Genomic DNA, 15,754 nt, shown 5'->3' on the forward strand with positions numbered 1-15,754 from the left:
TGTATTCTCTTAATGGCTACAAAGTTGTTTGGGAAGTTTCCATTTTCATGTCGGAAAATAGAGGCAAAGAGCCATATTGCCGTTATACAACGGGGTCCTTCGCAGAGGACCCCGTTGTCATTTAGATCGGGCTTGAACGCCCGGTCATTTCCCGCGCCATCTCGGTCGCGTAGCTGTCGGTCATTCCGGCAATGAAGTCGATCATGCGCAGGAACGCTGCATGCAGGGAGCCGTTCGGGTCCGGCGCGTTGTTACCGAGCAGATCAAGGATGCGTCGGTGCTTGAACGACGGCGTGCGCCCGCCATGCTGCTCCAGGGCCGCGCCACAGAAGGCGTTGAGGAGAATCTCCAGGGTGGTGTAGGCGCCGATTTCATGGAGCGTCTTGCGTTTGTCCTGGAAGATTTTCTTGCGCGCGATGTCCTTGGCCTGGAGCACGCAGCGCTTGGCCGGGCCATCCATATGTTCCACCAGGTCGCCCTGCAGGGTACCGGCCAGCAAGGCGTCCTGCTGTTCGACGAAGGCCCGCGCGGCGGCATTGGTCAGGTGTTCGATGGCCTTGCCGCGAAGGATCGCCAGCTTGCGCCGCCGCGAGTCCTGCGGGCCGAGCTGGCGGTAGGTTTGCGGAAGGTCGTCGCCGACCAGGCCAAGCAGCAGTGCTTCCACTTCCTGGTAATCCAGCAGTTCCATCTCCAGACCGTCTTCCAGATCGATCAGGGCGTAGCAGATGTCATCCGCCGCTTCCATCAGGTACACCAGTGGATGGCGGGCCCAGCGCTGGTCTTCCAGTTGTGGCAGGCCGAGCTTGCGGGCGATCTGTTCTAGCAGCGGCAGCTCGCTCTGGTAGCAGCCGAACTTGTGCTTCTTGTAGCCAAGGGCGTCGGCGTGGCGTGCGGTCCAGGGATATTTCAGGTAGGTGCCAAGGGTGGCGTAGGTCAGCCGGGTGCCGCCGTCGAACTGGTGATATTCCAGTTGGGTCAGCACCCGGAAACCCTGGGCATTGCCTTCGAAGTTGAGGAAGTCGGCGCGCTCGGTGGGGCTCATCGCATCGAGCCAGCCGCGCCCGGCAGCCTGCTGGAACCAGTGGCGGATGGCGTCCTCACCCGAGTGGCCGAAGGGCGGGTTGCCGATGTCATGCGCCAGGCAGGCCGATTGCACCACCATGCCCAGGTCGCTGGGCTCGCACCAGTCGGGCAGGACCTCGCGCAAGGTTTCGCCAACGCGCATGCCCAGCGAGCGGCCCACGCAACTGACTTCCAGCGAGTGGGTCAGGCGGGTGTGGATATGGTCGTTGCTGGTGACCGGGTGGACCTGGGTCTTGCGCCCGAGGCGGCGGAAGGCACCCGAGAAGATGATGCGGTCGTGATCCTTGTGGAACGGGCTGCGGCCCAGTTCCTCGGAGCTGTGCAGGGTTTTGCCGAGGCGTTCGCGGGTAAGCAGGGTGTGCCAGTCCAAGGCCGGATCTCCATAACAGGGGGCAGGGGCCTAGCTTCCCGTGTTCCAGGGCCGCGCCGCAAGCTCAAAGTCCGGCGGCGTCCACGTCGATCAGTAACAGGCGGCGTCCGCTGTCGAAGAACTGCCCGGCGGTCAGGCAGTACTGGTTGGTCGTGGCATCGCGATAGGTGTTGGACAGGATCAGCCGGCGCTCGTCCCAACCCTCTGCCAGCAAGTGGTAGAAATACGGCCGCCACGACCAGTTGTGCCCCAGGTAGCTGGAGTCGATGTGCCAGCTGTCCTGGCGCCATTCCAGGTTCGGCGTCAACTGGGTGCCGTGGCGGTCGCAAAGGAAGAACCGCAGCAGCCAGGGGTAGGCCTTGAGGTCGGGCAGCTTTTCCAGGGCGGCATTGGCCAGGACCCACTGCTGCAATTGCGGCATCAGTTCCACCAGCTGCTGGCGCCGTTGCATCAGCCGCGCGCGCTCTGCCAGCTTGCCATGCACGTATTGCTCGCGTAGCTGGGCGAAGCGCCCGGCGAAGGTCTGCGCGGGGAAGAAGCCAGGTTCGGCGCCCGCGAAGAGAAAACCTTGCAGGTAGCGCGCACCGCATTCCAGGGCGAAGTTCAGCTCGGCCTCGGTCTCTACCCCTTCGGCGATGATCACGCAGCCGGTTTTCTCGGCCATCTGCGCCAGGGCCTTGACCACTTCGCTGCTGGGGCCGCCCCGGGCCGCCGCCTGGAACAGGCGCATGTCGAGCTTGAGGATATCCGGTTGCAGCGAGAGCACGCGGTCCAGTTGCGAATAGCCGGCACCGAAATCGTCGATGGCGACCCGCGCACCGGCCTCCCGGTAGCGCTGCACGACCATCGCCAGGCGTTCGCGGTCGCCGCCGGTCTCGGTGATCTCGAACACGACCCGGCGCGGATCGATGCCTTGCTGCTGCAACTGGACGAGGCTTGGCAGCGGCTCGCCAGGTTGCAGTTCGCTGACCCAGCGCGGCGAGATGTTGAGGCTGAGAAACCAGTCTCCCGGAGCCTGGTGGAATTGTCTGAACGCCTGTTCCCGCAGGGTCCGGTCGAGTTTCAACAAGTCGGCGGAGGGCATGTGCGGATCGTTGAACAGCGGCCCTACCGAGCGCAACTGGCCGTCGCTGCGGCGCAGGCGCCCCAGGGCTTCGACGCCAGCGATACGCCCTGTGGCGGTGTCGATGAACGGCTGGAAACAGGCGAGCGGTTGCTCGTCGGACACGGCGACTCCTTGTTGTTCTTGGACGCGGAAGGGCGGCGGACCGCCCGGTCAACGTTCTGCAAGAATGCCGCCAGTTCCGTTAACGACGATTCGGCGGCTGCTGCATGAACAGGCGAATCAAGGGCAGCAGGCCACTGGCCAGCCTGGTCATGCGCGACAGGTTGCCGCTGCGCGCGCCCTTGCCGGTGATGAACCCCAGCAAGACCACGGCACCGATGCCCCACAGCGGCGCATGCTTGATGCCAAGGCCGCCCTGCAGGCCGCTGTGCAGGCTGTCACCCATGCTGCGTAGGCGGGTCAGGGGTTGCAGGACATTACCGGCTTCGTTGCGGATTTCCTGGCGATGCATCTCCATGCGCAGGCGCACCATGGCCTTGCGCAGTTCCCGGCGATCGGAGGTCTTGGGCAGTTCAGGCAGGCTCATGGCAACAGGCGCTCCCGGTCCTTGGCAAGTTCTTCGAGGGTGCCGCGGAACGGCGACAGCTCGTCATGTACCGCGGTTTTCAGGCGTACGGCGCAGAACAGCGCGGCGATGCCGTAGAACACGCACAGGCCGATGATCCCGGCCAGGCGATAGCTGTCCCACAGCAGCACCAGCAGCAGCGCCGACAGCGCGGTCAGCAGGAGCAGGGCGAAGACCAGGGCCAGGCCTGCGAAGAGCAGGAGGTTGAGGGTGCGGGCCTTCTGTTCCTGCAGTTCGATGCCGAACAGCTCGACATGACCGTGCAGCAGCCCGAGGATCGCCGCGCCGAGGCGCCGCGACGACGAGCCGGGGGATTGGTTTTCCATGGCCAGGCCCTCAGCGCCGACTGGCCAGCAGACCGATCAGGAAGCCCACTCCTGCAGCGATGCCGATGGATTGCCATGGATTGTTCTGCACGTAGTCCTCGGTGCTGGTCAGCGCCGCCTGGCCGCGCTCGCGTAGATCCTGGTTGGTCTGCTGCAGGGTTTCCCGGGCACGCAGCAGGCTGTCGTGGATCTGCGCGCGCAGCTCGTCGGCCTGGTCCCCGGCGAGGGTGGCGGTATGTTCAAGGAGTTTCTCGGTGTCGCGCACCAGGGTCTGGAAATCCGACATGAGGATTTCCTGGGCGGTTTGTGCCTGTTTGCTGGCCATACGGTTCTCCATGAAAGGTTGGCAATCGGAATTTCGAGTGCAGGGCGTTGCTGAAGGTTCAGTCAGACGTCGCTGGTACAGCAATTGCTACGCAGTGGTGCGTTTGGCCTGCGGCTTGCGCCTTTTCCGGGCGTCGAGCCGTCTGGCCTGCTGTTCAACCATAACCCAATTCAAGCCAACCCCGGAAAAATCACCTCGCTCGGGTTTTTTCACCCACGGATGGGCGTCCGACTGATCCAGTCTGGTGCGTCATGGATGTCTCTCGAACTGCTTTGGTGCTTTTTTCTTTTTGCAGGCCTGCCGTCTTCATGGAAAATTTGCAAAGCGCAGTGGACTCCCTGGTCCAGGGCTCCAATACCCTGTTCATCCTTCTCGGCGCAGTCATGGTGCTGGCCATGCATGCCGGTTTCGCCTTTCTTGAAGTCGGCACCGTACGCCACAAGAACCAGGTCAACGCACTGTCGAAGATTCTCAGCGACTTCGCCGTCTCGACCCTGGCGTACTTCTTCATCGGCTACTGGCTGTCCTATGGCACGCATTTCCTGCACCCGGCAGCGACCCTCGGTGCAGAGCATGGCTATGGCCTGGTGAAGTTCTTCTTCCTGCTCACCTTCGCGGCGGCCATCCCGGCGATCATCTCCGGAGGTATCGCCGAGCGGGCACGCTTTGCCCCGCAATTGTGCGCAACTTTGCTGATCGTAGCGTTCGTCTATCCGTTCTTCGAGGGCATCGTCTGGAACGGCAACCTTGGGGTGCAGGCCTGGTTGACCGCGGCCTTTGGCGCGCCGTTCCATGACTTCGCCGGCTCCGTGGTGGTGCACGCCATGGGCGGTTGGTTGGCGCTGGCGGCGGTGCTGCTGCTGGGCCCGCGCAACGGCCGCTACCGCGAAGGGCGCCTGGTCGCCTTCGCGCCGTCGAACATTCCGTTCCTGGCGTTGGGTTCGTGGATCCTGATCGTCGGCTGGTTCGGCTTCAACGTGATGAGCGCCCAGACCCTGACGGCGGTCAGCGGCCTGGTGGCGGTCAACTCGTTGATGGCGATGGTCGGCGGCACCGTCGCCGCGCTGCTGGTGGGGCGCAATGACCCTGGCTTCCTGCATAACGGACCGCTGGCCGGCCTGGTGGCGATCTGCGCCGGTTCCGACCTGATGCATCCGGTGGGAGCGCTGGTCACCGGGGCGGTGGCGGGTGCCTTGTTCGTCTGGTGCTTCACTGCGACCCAGAACCGCTGGAAGATCGACGACGTGCTGGGTGTTTGGCCATTGCACGGCCTGTGCGGGGTATGGGGCGGGATTGCCTGCGGGATCTTCGGGCAGCAGGTGTTCGGCGGGCTGGGCGGGGTGAGCTTCGTCAGCCAGTTGATCGGCAGTGCCGCCGGCGTGTTGGTGGCGCTTGCCGGTGGTTTCATCGTCTACGGTCTGATCAAGCGCGTGCATGGCCTGCGCCTGAGCCAGGAGCAGGAGTACTACGGCGCCGACCTGTCGATCCACAAGATCGGTGCCACCAGCCAGGACTGAGGTATGGGCGCCGCTCTGCGCGGCGCATCGCCGGCAACGCCGGCTCCCACAGTATCCGTGCCGGCCACCGATTCTGCGGCTGGCCAGATACCTTGTGGGAGCCGGCGTTGCCGGCGATTCTGCCTTGAAGACATCACAAAACCTCAGCGGCCGGCCAGCAGGCGCGCCTCGCTGGTCTTGATCGCACTCAGCGGCCCACACACCAGTATCGAATCCCCGGCATGCAGGAACGTCCCGGTGTTCAGGGCCAGTTCGCTGCCGTTACGCTGCACCGCCTGCACTTCCACGCCCAGTTGCTCCAGCGCCAGGTCATCCAGGCGCCGCCCGCAGGCATAGGCGCTGGAAGGCAATTGCACTGCATGCATCAGCACCTTGGGCTGGCCTTCGCTGTCCACCAGGTCGGTCTGCGCGCCCTGGTAGAAACCTTGCAACAGGCGGTAGCGGCTCTGGCGCACTTCCTCGACGGTCTTGCGCACCCGGTCCTCGGGAACGCCGAGCATCACCAGGGCATGGGACGCCAGCATCACGCTGGACTCCAGCACCTCGGGGACCACGGCGCTGGCCCCGGCGGCGCGCAGTTCATCGCGCAGGCTGTCGTCGCGGGTGCGCACCAGGATAGGAATCTGCGCGTTGCGCTGGCGTGCGGCCTTGAGTACCTGCATGGCCACGTCGGTATTGTCCACGGCCACCACCAGCAGCCGGGAACGCTCCAGGCCGATGGCTTCGAGCAACTCGCCACGCCGCGAATCGCCATAGTGCACGCAGCTCTCGCCGGCCGCCGCCTCCTGCACCCGCACCGGATCATCGTCCAGGGCGATGAAGGGCAACTGTTCGCGGCGCAGGAAACGGCCTATGGACTGGCCGACCCGACCATAGCCACAGATGATCACGTGCCCCTTGATATCGGCACTCTGCGCTTCGATTTCTTCCAGGTGGACTTCTTCGTTGGGTTTGCGGTGCAGGCGCAGGGCCACGGCCGGTGCGGCGCGCAGGAGCAGGGGCGTGACCAGCATCGAGCAGAAGGTCGCCGCCAGCAGCAATTGGCCCAGTTCGGCGGGGAGCAGGTTGCTTTGCTGCATCTGCGCCATCAGGGCAAAGCAGAACTCGCCGCCCTGGGCCAATGCCAGGCCGCTGCGCCAGGCGGTTTCCGCATCGCTGCCGCGCACCCGCACCAGCGCCGCCACCACCAGGCCCTTGAGCAAAAGCAGGCCGAGGGTCAGGGCAAGGATTTCCAGGCCATGGCTGGCGAACAGGTGCAGGTCGATAAGCATGCCGATGCTGACGAAGAACAGGCCCAGCAGGATGTCGCGGAACGGGCGGATGTCCGCCTCGATCTGATGGCGGTAATTGCTTTCGCCCAGCAGCATGCCGGCGAGGAAGGCGCCCAGGGCCGGCGACAGGCCGAGCAGGTGGGTCAGCCAGGCGGTGAGCAATACGATCACCAGGGCCAGCAGGACGAACAGTTCGGCCGAATGGGAACTGGCGACTTCATGGAACAGCCTCGGCAGCAGCCAGCGGCTGGCCAGCAGCAGGCCGACGAACAGGATCACGGTCTTGCCCAGGGTCAGCGGCAGGGCCCAGTACCAGGCCTGACTGGATTCACCGGCGAACACCGGGACCAGGGTCAGCAGCAATACCGCCACCACATCCTGGAACAGCAGCACGCCAATGGCGTTCTGCCCGTGAGTGCTGAAGATCTCGCCCAGGCTGGTCAACTCCTTGGACACGATGGCCGTGGACGACAAGGCCAGGCCGCCACCGAGCAGCAAGGCTGCCGTGCTCGGCATGCCCAGCAGCGACAGGGCGCCGGCCAGGGCCAGGCCGCAGAACACCACCTGCAGGCTGCCCAGGCCGAACACCACCTTGCGCAAGGCCAGCATCTTCGACAGGGAGAATTCCAGGCCGAGGGAAAACAGCAGGAAGACCACGCCCATTTCCGCCAGGTCTGGCAGTTCCTCGCTTTCGTTGACCCAGTCCAGCGCCGTAGGGCCGACGAACAGTCCGACGCACAGATAGCCGAGTACCGGCGGCAACTGCAGGCGCCTGAACACCGCGATGACGACCAGCGATGACGCCAGGATGATCAGCAGATTTGCGAACACACCACATACTCCCTGTAAAAACGGCAAAAAACGTCCAGCGTACGGCAAACCCAAGCCAGGCCCCTTGACCCCGGTCAGGTCGTCGCGTTGCGCGCATGCCTGCCTCGACGGACCCGGGGGTGCCCCCTAGAATGAACCTTCCGTTCATTTTGTATCGGTAATTTTCAATGCTTCCTGAATGCCAATTGTTCGGCACCCTGGGTTGTCACCTGTGCGAAGTGGCCGAAGCGCTGCTCATGCCGCTGGTGGAGCACGGCCTGCTGGTGGAACTGGTGGATATCGCCGACGATCAGTTGCTGTTCGAGCGTTACGGTCTGCGCATCCCGGTGTTGCGTCGCTGCGACACCGGTGCGGAACTGGACTGGCCGTTCGACGTCGACCAGGTGGTGGCTTTCCTCGGGTAGGTCACCGTTTCACATTTTGATGCACAAGGACGCATGCAATCGTCATCGCGGCGGTTGGAGAATCCGCTGGCACCGGCCGTGGTGGCCGCTGCGGATTTTTCAGCCAAGGAGTGGCATGCATGTTCCTCACCCCCCATTTCACCCTCGCCGAAATGACGGCCTCGCAGGTCGCCAACCGGACGGGGCTCGACAATAATCCCGACAGCCAGGTCATCGCCAATCTGGTCCGGCTGTGCCAGACCCTCGAGTCGGTACGCAGCTTGATCGGCCAGCCGGTCCTGGTCACCAGCGGCTATCGCAGCGAAGCCTTGAACCGGCAGATCGGCGGTTCGGGGTCCAGCGCCCATATCCGCGGGCTGGCAGCCGACATCATGGCCGTCAGCCTTTCGCCCCGCGAGCTGGCCCGGCGCATCATGGACAGCAAACTGGACTTCGACCAGTTGATCCTGGAATTCGACGGCTGGGTCCATCTGGGCCTGGCCGAACACAAGCACCGCCGCCAGGTGCTGACCATTCGCAAGGGCACCGGCTACCTGCCGGGCTTGCAATGATTCGTTACGTCGATTGACGTTCAACCCGCTCGCCTCCTATGCTGTACATAAATACAGTATGCGGGGCGGGCAGCTTCATGCCCGGAGAAACATGATGGTCAACGTCGAACAACTCAAAGCCAGCGTCAATGCCATGTCCGTCGACCAGGTGCGCGGCGCCGTGGCGGAACTGCGCCTGGAAGGCCTGGTCACCGACGACCGTACGCCGTTCGGCAAGGTTCACTTCAACACCTGCTTCGCCGAGATCGAAGCCCTGTTCCAGCGCGCCGGATTTCACCGGCCGCTGGATGTGGTGGGCTTCGACGGCCAGGCCTATGCCTTGTACGACGCCGGCCGCTGGGAGGCAGTCGATGTGTTGCGCTGGTTGAAGGCAGCCTGTGACACGGCGTCGGTCGAGGCTGGCTGAAGCTGCAGGCATGCCGGATAATGCCCGGCCCCCAGCTTGCGAGGCTTCCCATGAGCGTTGTTTTCGATCCGGCCAGCCAGCAGGCCAGTACGGTCTGCCTGCCGCCGGGCAACTGGTCCACCGTGCTGGACTGTCTCTGCGAGCACTTCAAGGCGATCGGGCGCGAGGTCTGGCTCGATCGTTTCGCTCGCGGACGGGTACTGGATGCCCAGGGCCAGCCGATCGCGGTCGATCATCCCTACCGGGTGGGGCTGCGTATCCATTACTTCCGCGAAGTGCCCAACGAAAAGCCCATTCCGGTGCTGGAGGAGATCCTGCATGTGGATGAGCATCTGGTGGTCGCCGACAAGCCGCACTTCCTGCCGGTAACTCCGACCGGCGAGTATGTCGAGCAGACCTTGCTGCGCCGCCTGATCCGCCGTCTCGACAACCCTCACCTGGTGCCGCTGCACCGTATCGACCGGCATACCGCCGGGCTGGTGCTGTTTTCCGCCAATCCGCAAAGCCGCTCGGCGTATCAGCAGCTGTTCCCGACCCGACGCATCGACAAACAGTACCAGGCCATCGCACCGGCCTTGCCCGGCTTGGATTTTCCATTGGTGCACAAGAGTCGCATGGCCAACGGCGAACCGTTTTTCCGCATGCAGGAAGTGCCGGGGGCGAGCAACAGCGAGACCCATGCCGAGGTATTGGAGAAGCAGGGTGGCCTGTGGCGCTACGGTCTGTCGCCGGTGACCGGCAAGACCCACCAGTTGCGCGTGCATATGGCGGCGTTGGGGGCGCCGATCTGCAACGATCCGTTCTATCCCGAGGTGGTTCAGGGCGAGGATGATTATGCAAAGCCGTTGAAACTGTTGGCGCGCAGCCTGAGGTTCGAGGATCCTTTGACGGGGCAGGAACGGTATTTCGAGAGTCGCTTGAAGCTTGATTGGTGAGGTGGCCTTGAGGGCCTCATCGCTGGCTTGCCAGCGATGAGGCCCGAAAGCCCAACAAAAAGGCCCGGAAGCTAAGCACTTCCGGGCCTTTCGCATTTCCAGCAACGATCAGCGGTTGAACCGCTCCACCAGCGAGTACTGCGTGGTCGCCGTATGGGTCAGTTCCTCACTGAGCTGCGCCGAGTGCTGAGCCTGCTCCGAGGTCTGGTCGGCCAGCGCCGCGATGGTACTGATGTTGCGGCTGATTTCCTCGGCCACCGAGGTCTGCTGCTCGGTCGCTGCGGCAATCTGGGTTGCCATGTCGGTGATGTTGGCCACCGCTTCGCTGATGCCCACCAGCGCTTCGTCGGCTTCCATCACCCGTTGCACGCCTTCTTCGGCCTGGCGATGCCCGGCTTCCATGGTCTGCACCGCATTCGAGGCGGTTTGCTGCAGCTTGGCGATCAGGCTATGGATCTGCCCGGTGGATTCGCTGGTGCGCTGGGCCAACTGACGGACCTCGTCGGCCACTACGGCGAAGCCACGGCCCATTTCTCCGGCCCGGGCCGCTTCGATGGCGGCGTTGAGGGCCAGCAGGTTGGTCTGGTCGGCAATGCCCTTGATCACATCGACTACGCCACCGATCTCGTCGCTGTCGCGAGCGAGCTGGGTGACGGTCTGCCCGGTTTCGCCGACGGCGGTGGACAGGCGCTGGATCGCGTCGCGGGTTTCCCCGGCGATGTTGCGCCCGCGATCGGTCAGGCGGTTGGCGGCCTGGGTCGCATCGGCGGCGCGTTGCACATGGTTGGCCACTTCCTGGGTGGTGGCGGCCATCTGGTTGACGGCAGCGGCGACCTGCTCGGTTTCCACGCGCTGGCGTTCCAGGCCCGAGGAACTGTTGTGGGCCAGTGCGTCGGACTGACGAGCCTGCTCATTGAGGTGCTCGGCGGTGTCCTGCAGGCGGGTCAGGCAGGTCTTCAGGCGTGCATCCTGGCTGAGCATGGCCATTTCCAGGCGCGCCTGGACGCCGCGGCTGTCGGTGTACATCTGCGCGATCAGCGGGTCGGAGGTGGTCTGTTCGGCCAGGCGCAGCAGGCGCTTGAGACCACGCTGCTGCCAGCCCAGGCCGAGCAGGCCCAGGGGGACCGAGAGCGCGGCGGCGAGGGCGAAGCCCCAGGAGTGGCCGAGCCAGATGCCGATCAGGAAACCGATCTGGCTGATCATGATGAACGGCAGCCAGTCCTGCAGCACCGGCAGCCACTTGTCGCGCCGCGGGATGGCCGACTTGCCGTCGTTGATGCGCTTGTACAGGGCTTCGGCGCGGCGAACCTGCTCGGCGGTCGGCTTGACCCGCACCGACTCGTAGCCCACCACCTGGTTGTTCTCGAAGATCGGCGTGACGTAGGCGTTGACCCAGTAATGATCACCGGACTTGCAGCGGTTCTTGACGATACCCATCCATGGCAGGCCCTGCTTGAGGGTTGTCCACATGTGGGCGAACACCGCCGACGGCACATCCGGGTGGCGCACCAGGTTATGCGGTGCGCGCATCAGTTCCTCGCGGGAAAAACCGCTGATCTCGATGAACGCATCGTTGCAATAGGTAATGACACCCTTGGCATCGGTAGTCGAAATCAACCGCTGTTGGGCAGGGAAAGTCCGTTCTCTCTGGGTAATCGGTTGGTTGTTGCGCATAAGCTGTTCAATCCGCAAGGCTTTCGTGGGTTATCGGCGGCCCTACGAAATTATTGAATGAATATTTGACTTACGTTGATCTCGCTCAATGAAAACCAGGTGCGCCTGGGTTAAGCGAAGTCTTCACGTTCATGAAATTTGCGCGCATTCTTTCACATTTTCGCAACATAAGTCAGGTGGTGACCGATGGTTCATGATGGTCGGGTCGGAACACCACCTACGCAATTTTCTGATTTGCAGGGACCCTGTGGGAGCGGGTTCATCGGAACGCCGAACCGCCGCGATTGCTATGGCGACTTCACTACCGCAATCGCGGGTAAACCCGCTCCCACAGGGTATGCGTCGAAAGGACGCTAGAGATGTGATGACGAAAGAGCGTGAATTACCGCCCGATCATCTGCCGCAACACATAATGCAGAATCCCGCCGGCCTTGAAGTACTCCACCTCATTCAAGGTATCGATCCGGCACAGCACGGCGATTTCCTCGACGCTGCCGTCCTCCCGGGTGATCCGCAGGTTCAGGCTCATGTGCGGCTCGATCTTCACCCCATCCAGCCCGAGGATGTCGATCTTCTCCCGCCCGGTCAGCCCTAGTTGCTTGCGATCCTGCCCGGCGCTGAACTGCAGGGGCAGCACGCCCATGCCCACCAGGTTCGAGCGGTGGATGCGCTCGAAGCTTTCCGCCAGCACCGCCTTGATGCCCAGCAGGTTGGTGCCCTTGGCCGCCCAGTCGCGGCTCGATCCGGTGCCGTATTCCTGCCCGGCGATCACCACCAGCGGCGTGCCTTCGTCGCGATAACGCATAGCCGCATCGTAGATCGCCAGTTTCTCGCCAGTGGGCACGTGCAGGGTATTGCCACCTTCTTCGCCACCGAGCATTTCGTTGCGGATGCGGATGTTGGCGAAGGTGCCGCGCATCATCACTTCGTGGTTGCCACGCCGCGAACCGTAGGAGTTGAAGTCCTTCGGTTCCACGCCCTTGTCGCGCAGGTAGCGCCCGGCCGGACTGTCGGCCTTGATGTTGCCGGCGGGGGAGATATGGTCGGTGGTCACCGAATCACCGAGCAGGGCGAGGATCCGCGCGCCGTGCACGTCCGCGATCTTCGGCGGCGGGCCGGAAATGCCGTCGAAGAACGGCGGATGCTGGATGTAGGTGGAGTCGTCCTGCCAGACATAGGTCGCCGCCTGCGGCACCTCGATGGCTTGCCACTGTTCATCCCCGGCGAATACCTCGGCGTATTCCTTGTGGAACATCCGCGTGTCCACCTGGGCCACCGCCGCGGCAATTTCCTGCTGGCTCGGCCAGATATCCCGCAGGTACACCGGCTGGCCATTGGCGTCGTGGCCCAACGGGTCGTTGCTCAGGTCAATGCGCACCGTGCCGGCCAGGGCGTAGGCCACCACCAGGGGCGGCGACGCCAGCCAGTTGGTCTTGACCAGCGGGTGCACCCGTCCCTCGAAGTTGCGGTTGCCGGACAGCACCGAGGCCACCACCAGGTCGGCCCTGGTGATGGCGGCCTCGATCGGATCGGCCAGCGGACCGGAGTTGCCGATGCAGGTAGTGCAGCCGTAGCCGACCAGGTCGAAACCCAATTGGTCGAGAAAGGGCGTCAGGCCCGCTGCCTGGTAATAGTCGGTAACCACCTTCGAGCCTGGGGCGAGGGAGCTTTTCACCCAGGGTTTGCGCTGCAGGCCTTTTTCCACGGCCTTCTTCGCCAGCAGGCCGGCGGCCATCATCACGCTGGGGTTGGAGGTGTTGGTGCAGGAGGTAATGGCGGCGATCACCACGGCGCCGTCCTTCAAGTTGTGTTCCTCGCCGTCCAGGCCGAGGCGGATCTCGCCGCTGCCCTCGGCATTGGCCTTGCGCACGTTGAGCCCGAGGAAATCATCGAAGGCCTTGCCCACGCCGGGCAGGGCGACGCGGTCCTGCGGGCGTTTCGGCCCCGCCAGGCTGGCCTGGACCTCACCCATGTCCAGCGCCAGGCTGTCGCTGAACAGCGGCTCCTGGCCCGGCTCGCGCCACAGGCCCTGGGCCTTGCAATAGGCTTCGACCAGTTCGACGGTTTCCGTCGGTCGGCCCGAGAGGCGCAGGTAATCGAGGGTGACGTCGTCCACCGGGAAGAAGCCGCAGGTGGCGCCGTATTCCGGGGCCATGTTGGCCAAGGTGGCGCGGTCGGCCAGGGGCAGGGTGGCCAGGCCATCGCCATAGAATTCGACGAACTTGCCGACCACGCCCTTCTTGCGCAGCATCTGCGTCACCGTCAGCACCAGGTCGGTGGCGGTGATGCCTTCGCGCAGCTTGCCGGTGAGCTTGAAGCCGATCACCTCGGGGATCAGCATCGATACCGGCTGGCCGAGCATGGCGGCCTCGGCCTCGATGCCGCCGACGCCCCAGCCGAGTACGCCGAGGCCGTTGATCATGGTGGTATGCGAGTCGGTACCGACCAGGGTGTCAGGGAAGGCGTAGGTGCGCCCGTCTTCCTCGCGGGTCCAGACGGTACGACCGAGGTATTCCAGGTTAACCTGGTGGCAGATACCGGTGCCCGGCGGCACCACGCGGAAGTTGTCGAAGGCATTCTGCCCCCAGCGCAGGAAGGCATAGCGTTCGCCGTTGCGCTGCATTTCGATATCGACGTTTTCGCCGAAGGCGGCGGGGCTGGCGTAGCGGTCGACCATCACCGAGTGGTCGATCACCAGGTCCACCGGCGACAGCGGGTTGATCCGCTGTGGATCGCCGCCGGCCCGGGCCATGGCGGCGCGCATGGCGGCCAGGTCGACCACCGCCGGCACGCCGGTGAAGTCCTGCATCAGGACCCGGGCCGGACGGTACTGGATCTCGCGGTCGGAGCTGCGCTCCTTGAGCCAGTCGGCCAGGGCCCTGAGGTCGGCGCCGGTGACGGTTTCGCCGTCTTCCCAGCGCAGCAGGTTTTCCAGCAGCACCTTGAGCGACATCGGCAGCCGGCCCAGGTCGCCGAGGGCCTTCGCCGCCTCGGGCAGGCTGTAGTAGTGGTATTCGCGGCCGCTTACGGCCAGGGTCTTGAGGGTTTTCAGGCTGTCGAGCGAGGACATTGACCAACTCCTTCTGTGCCGGTGAGCGGCTGCCTTCCTTGCTGTTGCCGCTGCACCGCCTCTTTCTGGGTCCGCACGGCACGGACCTGGCTAAGCGGTCAGGGTAGCCCTGTTTGGCGCGCCTGACCAAGTACTGGACCGGCGGGGCGTGTCGCCAGTTCCGAAAGTCCTTTATCATTCGCCGATTTTCCACCGGGGCGCAGCCGTCCCCGTCCGGAGTGAGTGATGAATACCCTGTTCCTGCATTGCCGGCCCGGTTTCGAGAGCGAGGTGTGTTCCGAAATCAGCGAGCACGCTGCGTTGCTCGGCGTTGCCGGTTATGCCAAGGCCAAGCCGCAGACCGCCTGCGCCGAGTTCATCTGCAACGACGCCGAAGGCGCTGCGCAGATCATGGGCGCGCTGCGTTTCAAGCAGTTGATCTTCCCGCGCCAATGGGCCCGGGGCAGCTTCGTCGAATTGCCGGAAAGCGATCGCATCAGCGTGCTGCTGGAGTACCTGGCCGACTATCCGGTGGCCGGCAGCCTGTGGCTGGAGGTCATGGACAGCAATGACGGCAAGGAGCTGTCCACCTTCTGCCGCAAGTTCGAGGTGCCGCTGCGCAAGGCCCTGGTCAAGGCCGGGCGCCTGATGGAGAACGGCCCGGGTCCGCGCCTGCTGCTGACCTTCGTCAGTGGCCGGCGGGTCTTCCTGGGCCTGGCCGATGCGGACAACTCGGCCATGTGGCCCATGGGTATCCCGCGCCTGAAGTTCCCCCGCGAGGCGCCGAGCCGTTCGACCCTGAAGCTGGAAGAGGCGTGGCACCATTTCATCCCTCGCGAGCAGTGGGAGCAGCGCCTTGGCGATGACATGACCGGCGTTGACCTCGGCGCCGCTCCGGGCGGCTGGACCTACCAGTTGGTCAGGCGCGGCATGCTGGTGACCGCCATCGATAACGGCCCCATGGCTGAAAGCCTGATGGATACCGGCCTGGTGCAGCACCTGATGGTCGATGGCTTTACCTGGAAGCCAAAGCAGATGGTCGACTGGATGGTGTGCGATATCGTCGAGAAGCCGGCACGTACCGCGTCGATGATCGAAGAATGGCTGGGTGACGGACATTGCCGCGAGGCGGTGGTCAACCTCAAGCTGCCGATGAAGCAACGTTATGCCGAGGTGCGGCGCCTGCTGGAGCGCATCGAGGAGGGCTTCAAGGCACGCAAGGTCAAGGTCTCCATCGGTTGCAAGCAGCTTTATCACGACCGCGAGGAAGTGACCTGCCACCTGCGCCGCCTCGACATCAAGCCTCGCTGACTTTTCGCTT

The 15,754-nt window shown here is 64.1% G+C and carries 14 protein-coding genes; 6 read left to right on the forward strand and 8 right to left on the reverse strand.

Going from position 1 to position 15,754, the window contains the following annotated elements; genetic code table 11:
* Positions 1-121 precede the first annotated feature (121 nt).
* The 5 genes from ACPFMA_RS08685 to ACPFMA_RS08705 all read right to left on the reverse strand — a co-directional run bounded on the left by ACPFMA_RS08685 (position 122) and on the right by ACPFMA_RS08705 (position 3,795).
* Positions 122-1,453: a deoxyguanosinetriphosphate triphosphohydrolase gene (locus ACPFMA_RS08685; protein WP_009404548.1), complete on the reverse strand. Its 1,332-nt coding sequence runs from the start codon at positions 1,451-1,453 to the stop codon at positions 122-124.
* Positions 1,454-1,517: 64 nt separating this feature from the next.
* Positions 1,518-2,681 (reverse strand): EAL domain-containing protein, encoded by a 1,164-nt coding sequence (locus ACPFMA_RS08690; RefSeq protein ID WP_009404550.1) that lies wholly within the window; start codon positions 2,679-2,681, stop codon positions 1,518-1,520.
* A 79-nt stretch (positions 2,682-2,760) separates the two neighbouring features.
* On the reverse strand, positions 2,761-3,105 hold the full coding sequence (locus tag ACPFMA_RS08695; RefSeq protein WP_425929992.1) for a hypothetical protein: 345 nt from the start codon (positions 3,103-3,105) through the stop codon (positions 2,761-2,763).
* Positions 3,102-3,470 carry a phage holin family protein gene (locus ACPFMA_RS08700; protein ID WP_009404554.1) on the reverse strand — a complete coding sequence of 123 codons (369 nt, stop codon included), beginning with the start codon at positions 3,468-3,470 and terminating at the stop codon, positions 3,102-3,104. The genes ACPFMA_RS08695 and ACPFMA_RS08700 overlap by 4 nt, the downstream gene beginning before the upstream one ends.
* Positions 3,471-3,480: 10 nt before the next feature.
* Positions 3,481-3,795 (reverse strand): DUF883 family protein, encoded by a 315-nt coding sequence (locus ACPFMA_RS08705; protein WP_009404556.1) that lies wholly within the window; start codon positions 3,793-3,795, stop codon positions 3,481-3,483.
* A 308-nt stretch (positions 3,796-4,103) separates the two neighbouring features.
* Here ACPFMA_RS08705 and ACPFMA_RS08710 point away from each other — a divergent pair, with 308 nt between their 5' ends.
* Positions 4,104-5,312, forward strand: a complete 1,209-nt coding sequence (locus ACPFMA_RS08710; RefSeq protein ID WP_420059392.1) for an ammonium transporter — start codon at positions 4,104-4,106, stop codon at positions 5,310-5,312.
* A gap of 143 nt (positions 5,313-5,455) precedes the next feature.
* Here ACPFMA_RS08710 and ACPFMA_RS08715 read toward each other — a convergent pair whose 3' ends face one another.
* Positions 5,456-7,414 carry a monovalent cation:proton antiporter-2 (CPA2) family protein gene (locus ACPFMA_RS08715; RefSeq protein WP_425929993.1) on the reverse strand — a complete coding sequence of 653 codons (1,959 nt, stop codon included), beginning with the start codon at positions 7,412-7,414 and terminating at the stop codon, positions 5,456-5,458.
* Between the two features lie 167 nt (positions 7,415-7,581).
* On the opposite strand from ACPFMA_RS08715, the gene ACPFMA_RS08720 reads away from it, so the two are divergent.
* From ACPFMA_RS08720 to ACPFMA_RS08735, 4 genes are all read left to right on the forward strand, one after another.
* Positions 7,582-7,818, forward strand: a complete 237-nt coding sequence (locus ACPFMA_RS08720; protein WP_009404566.1) for a glutaredoxin family protein — start codon at positions 7,582-7,584, stop codon at positions 7,816-7,818.
* 119 nt (positions 7,819-7,937) lie between these two features.
* Positions 7,938-8,369: a D-Ala-D-Ala carboxypeptidase family metallohydrolase gene (locus tag ACPFMA_RS08725; protein WP_425929994.1), complete on the forward strand. Its 432-nt coding sequence runs from the start codon at positions 7,938-7,940 to the stop codon at positions 8,367-8,369.
* Between the two features lie 94 nt (positions 8,370-8,463).
* Positions 8,464-8,775, forward strand: a complete 312-nt coding sequence (locus ACPFMA_RS08730; protein WP_279899172.1) for a transcriptional regulator — start codon at positions 8,464-8,466, stop codon at positions 8,773-8,775.
* 50 nt (positions 8,776-8,825) lie between these two features.
* On the forward strand, positions 8,826-9,710 hold the full coding sequence (locus ACPFMA_RS08735; protein ID WP_425929995.1) for a pseudouridine synthase: 885 nt from the start codon (positions 8,826-8,828) through the stop codon (positions 9,708-9,710).
* Between the two features lie 108 nt (positions 9,711-9,818).
* Here ACPFMA_RS08735 and ACPFMA_RS08740 read toward each other — a convergent pair whose 3' ends face one another.
* Together ACPFMA_RS08740 and acnA are read right to left on the reverse strand one after the other, a co-directional pair.
* The gene (locus ACPFMA_RS08740) at positions 9,819-11,384 is read right to left on the reverse strand and encodes a methyl-accepting chemotaxis protein (RefSeq protein WP_064303208.1); all 1,566 of its coding nucleotides are present in this window, start codon (positions 11,382-11,384) and stop codon (positions 9,819-9,821) included.
* Positions 11,385-11,766: 382 nt separating this feature from the next.
* Positions 11,767-14,454, reverse strand: coding sequence for an aconitate hydratase AcnA (acnA, locus tag ACPFMA_RS08745; protein ID WP_420059389.1), 2,688 nt, complete (start codon positions 14,452-14,454; stop codon positions 11,767-11,769).
* Between the two features lie 225 nt (positions 14,455-14,679).
* On the opposite strand from acnA, the gene rlmM reads away from it, so the two are divergent.
* Complete coding sequence (gene rlmM / locus ACPFMA_RS08750) at positions 14,680-15,744, forward strand: 23S rRNA (cytidine(2498)-2'-O)-methyltransferase RlmM (RefSeq protein WP_425929996.1); 1,065 nt, start codon at positions 14,680-14,682, stop codon at positions 15,742-15,744.
* Positions 15,745-15,754: the final 10 nt, after the last annotated feature.

Origin of the sequence: Pseudomonas sp. NyZ201 (assembly GCF_049860765.1) — a bacterium.
Lineage (GTDB): Bacteria > Pseudomonadota > Gammaproteobacteria > Pseudomonadales > Pseudomonadaceae > Aquipseudomonas > Aquipseudomonas bharatica.

What these genes read in the sequence shown, in the direction of transcription:
- ACPFMA_RS08695 (WP_425929992.1), bottom strand. Translation starts at nt 3,105, where the DNA reads ATGAGCCTGCCTGAACTGCCCAAGACCTCCGATCGCCGGGAACTGCGC.
- ACPFMA_RS08700 (WP_009404554.1), bottom strand. Translation starts at nt 3,470, where the DNA reads ATGGAAAACCAATCCCCCGGCTCGTCGTCGCGGCGCCTCGGCGCGGCG.
- ACPFMA_RS08705 (WP_009404556.1), bottom strand. Translation starts at nt 3,795, where the DNA reads ATGGCCAGCAAACAGGCACAAACCGCCCAGGAAATCCTCATGTCGGAT.
- ACPFMA_RS08710 (WP_420059392.1), top strand. Translation starts at nt 4,104, where the DNA reads ATGGAAAATTTGCAAAGCGCAGTGGACTCCCTGGTCCAGGGCTCCAAT.
- ACPFMA_RS08720 (WP_009404566.1), top strand. Translation starts at nt 7,582, where the DNA reads ATGCTTCCTGAATGCCAATTGTTCGGCACCCTGGGTTGTCACCTGTGC.
- ACPFMA_RS08725 (WP_425929994.1), top strand. Translation starts at nt 7,938, where the DNA reads ATGTTCCTCACCCCCCATTTCACCCTCGCCGAAATGACGGCCTCGCAG.
- ACPFMA_RS08730 (WP_279899172.1), top strand. Translation starts at nt 8,464, where the DNA reads ATGGTCAACGTCGAACAACTCAAAGCCAGCGTCAATGCCATGTCCGTC.
- ACPFMA_RS08735 (WP_425929995.1), top strand. Translation starts at nt 8,826, where the DNA reads ATGAGCGTTGTTTTCGATCCGGCCAGCCAGCAGGCCAGTACGGTCTGC.
- ACPFMA_RS08740 (WP_064303208.1), bottom strand. Translation starts at nt 11,384, where the DNA reads ATGCGCAACAACCAACCGATTACCCAGAGAGAACGGACTTTCCCTGCC.
- acnA (WP_420059389.1), bottom strand. Translation starts at nt 14,454, where the DNA reads ATGTCCTCGCTCGACAGCCTGAAAACCCTCAAGACCCTGGCCGTAAGC.
- rlmM (WP_425929996.1), top strand. Translation starts at nt 14,680, where the DNA reads ATGAATACCCTGTTCCTGCATTGCCGGCCCGGTTTCGAGAGCGAGGTG.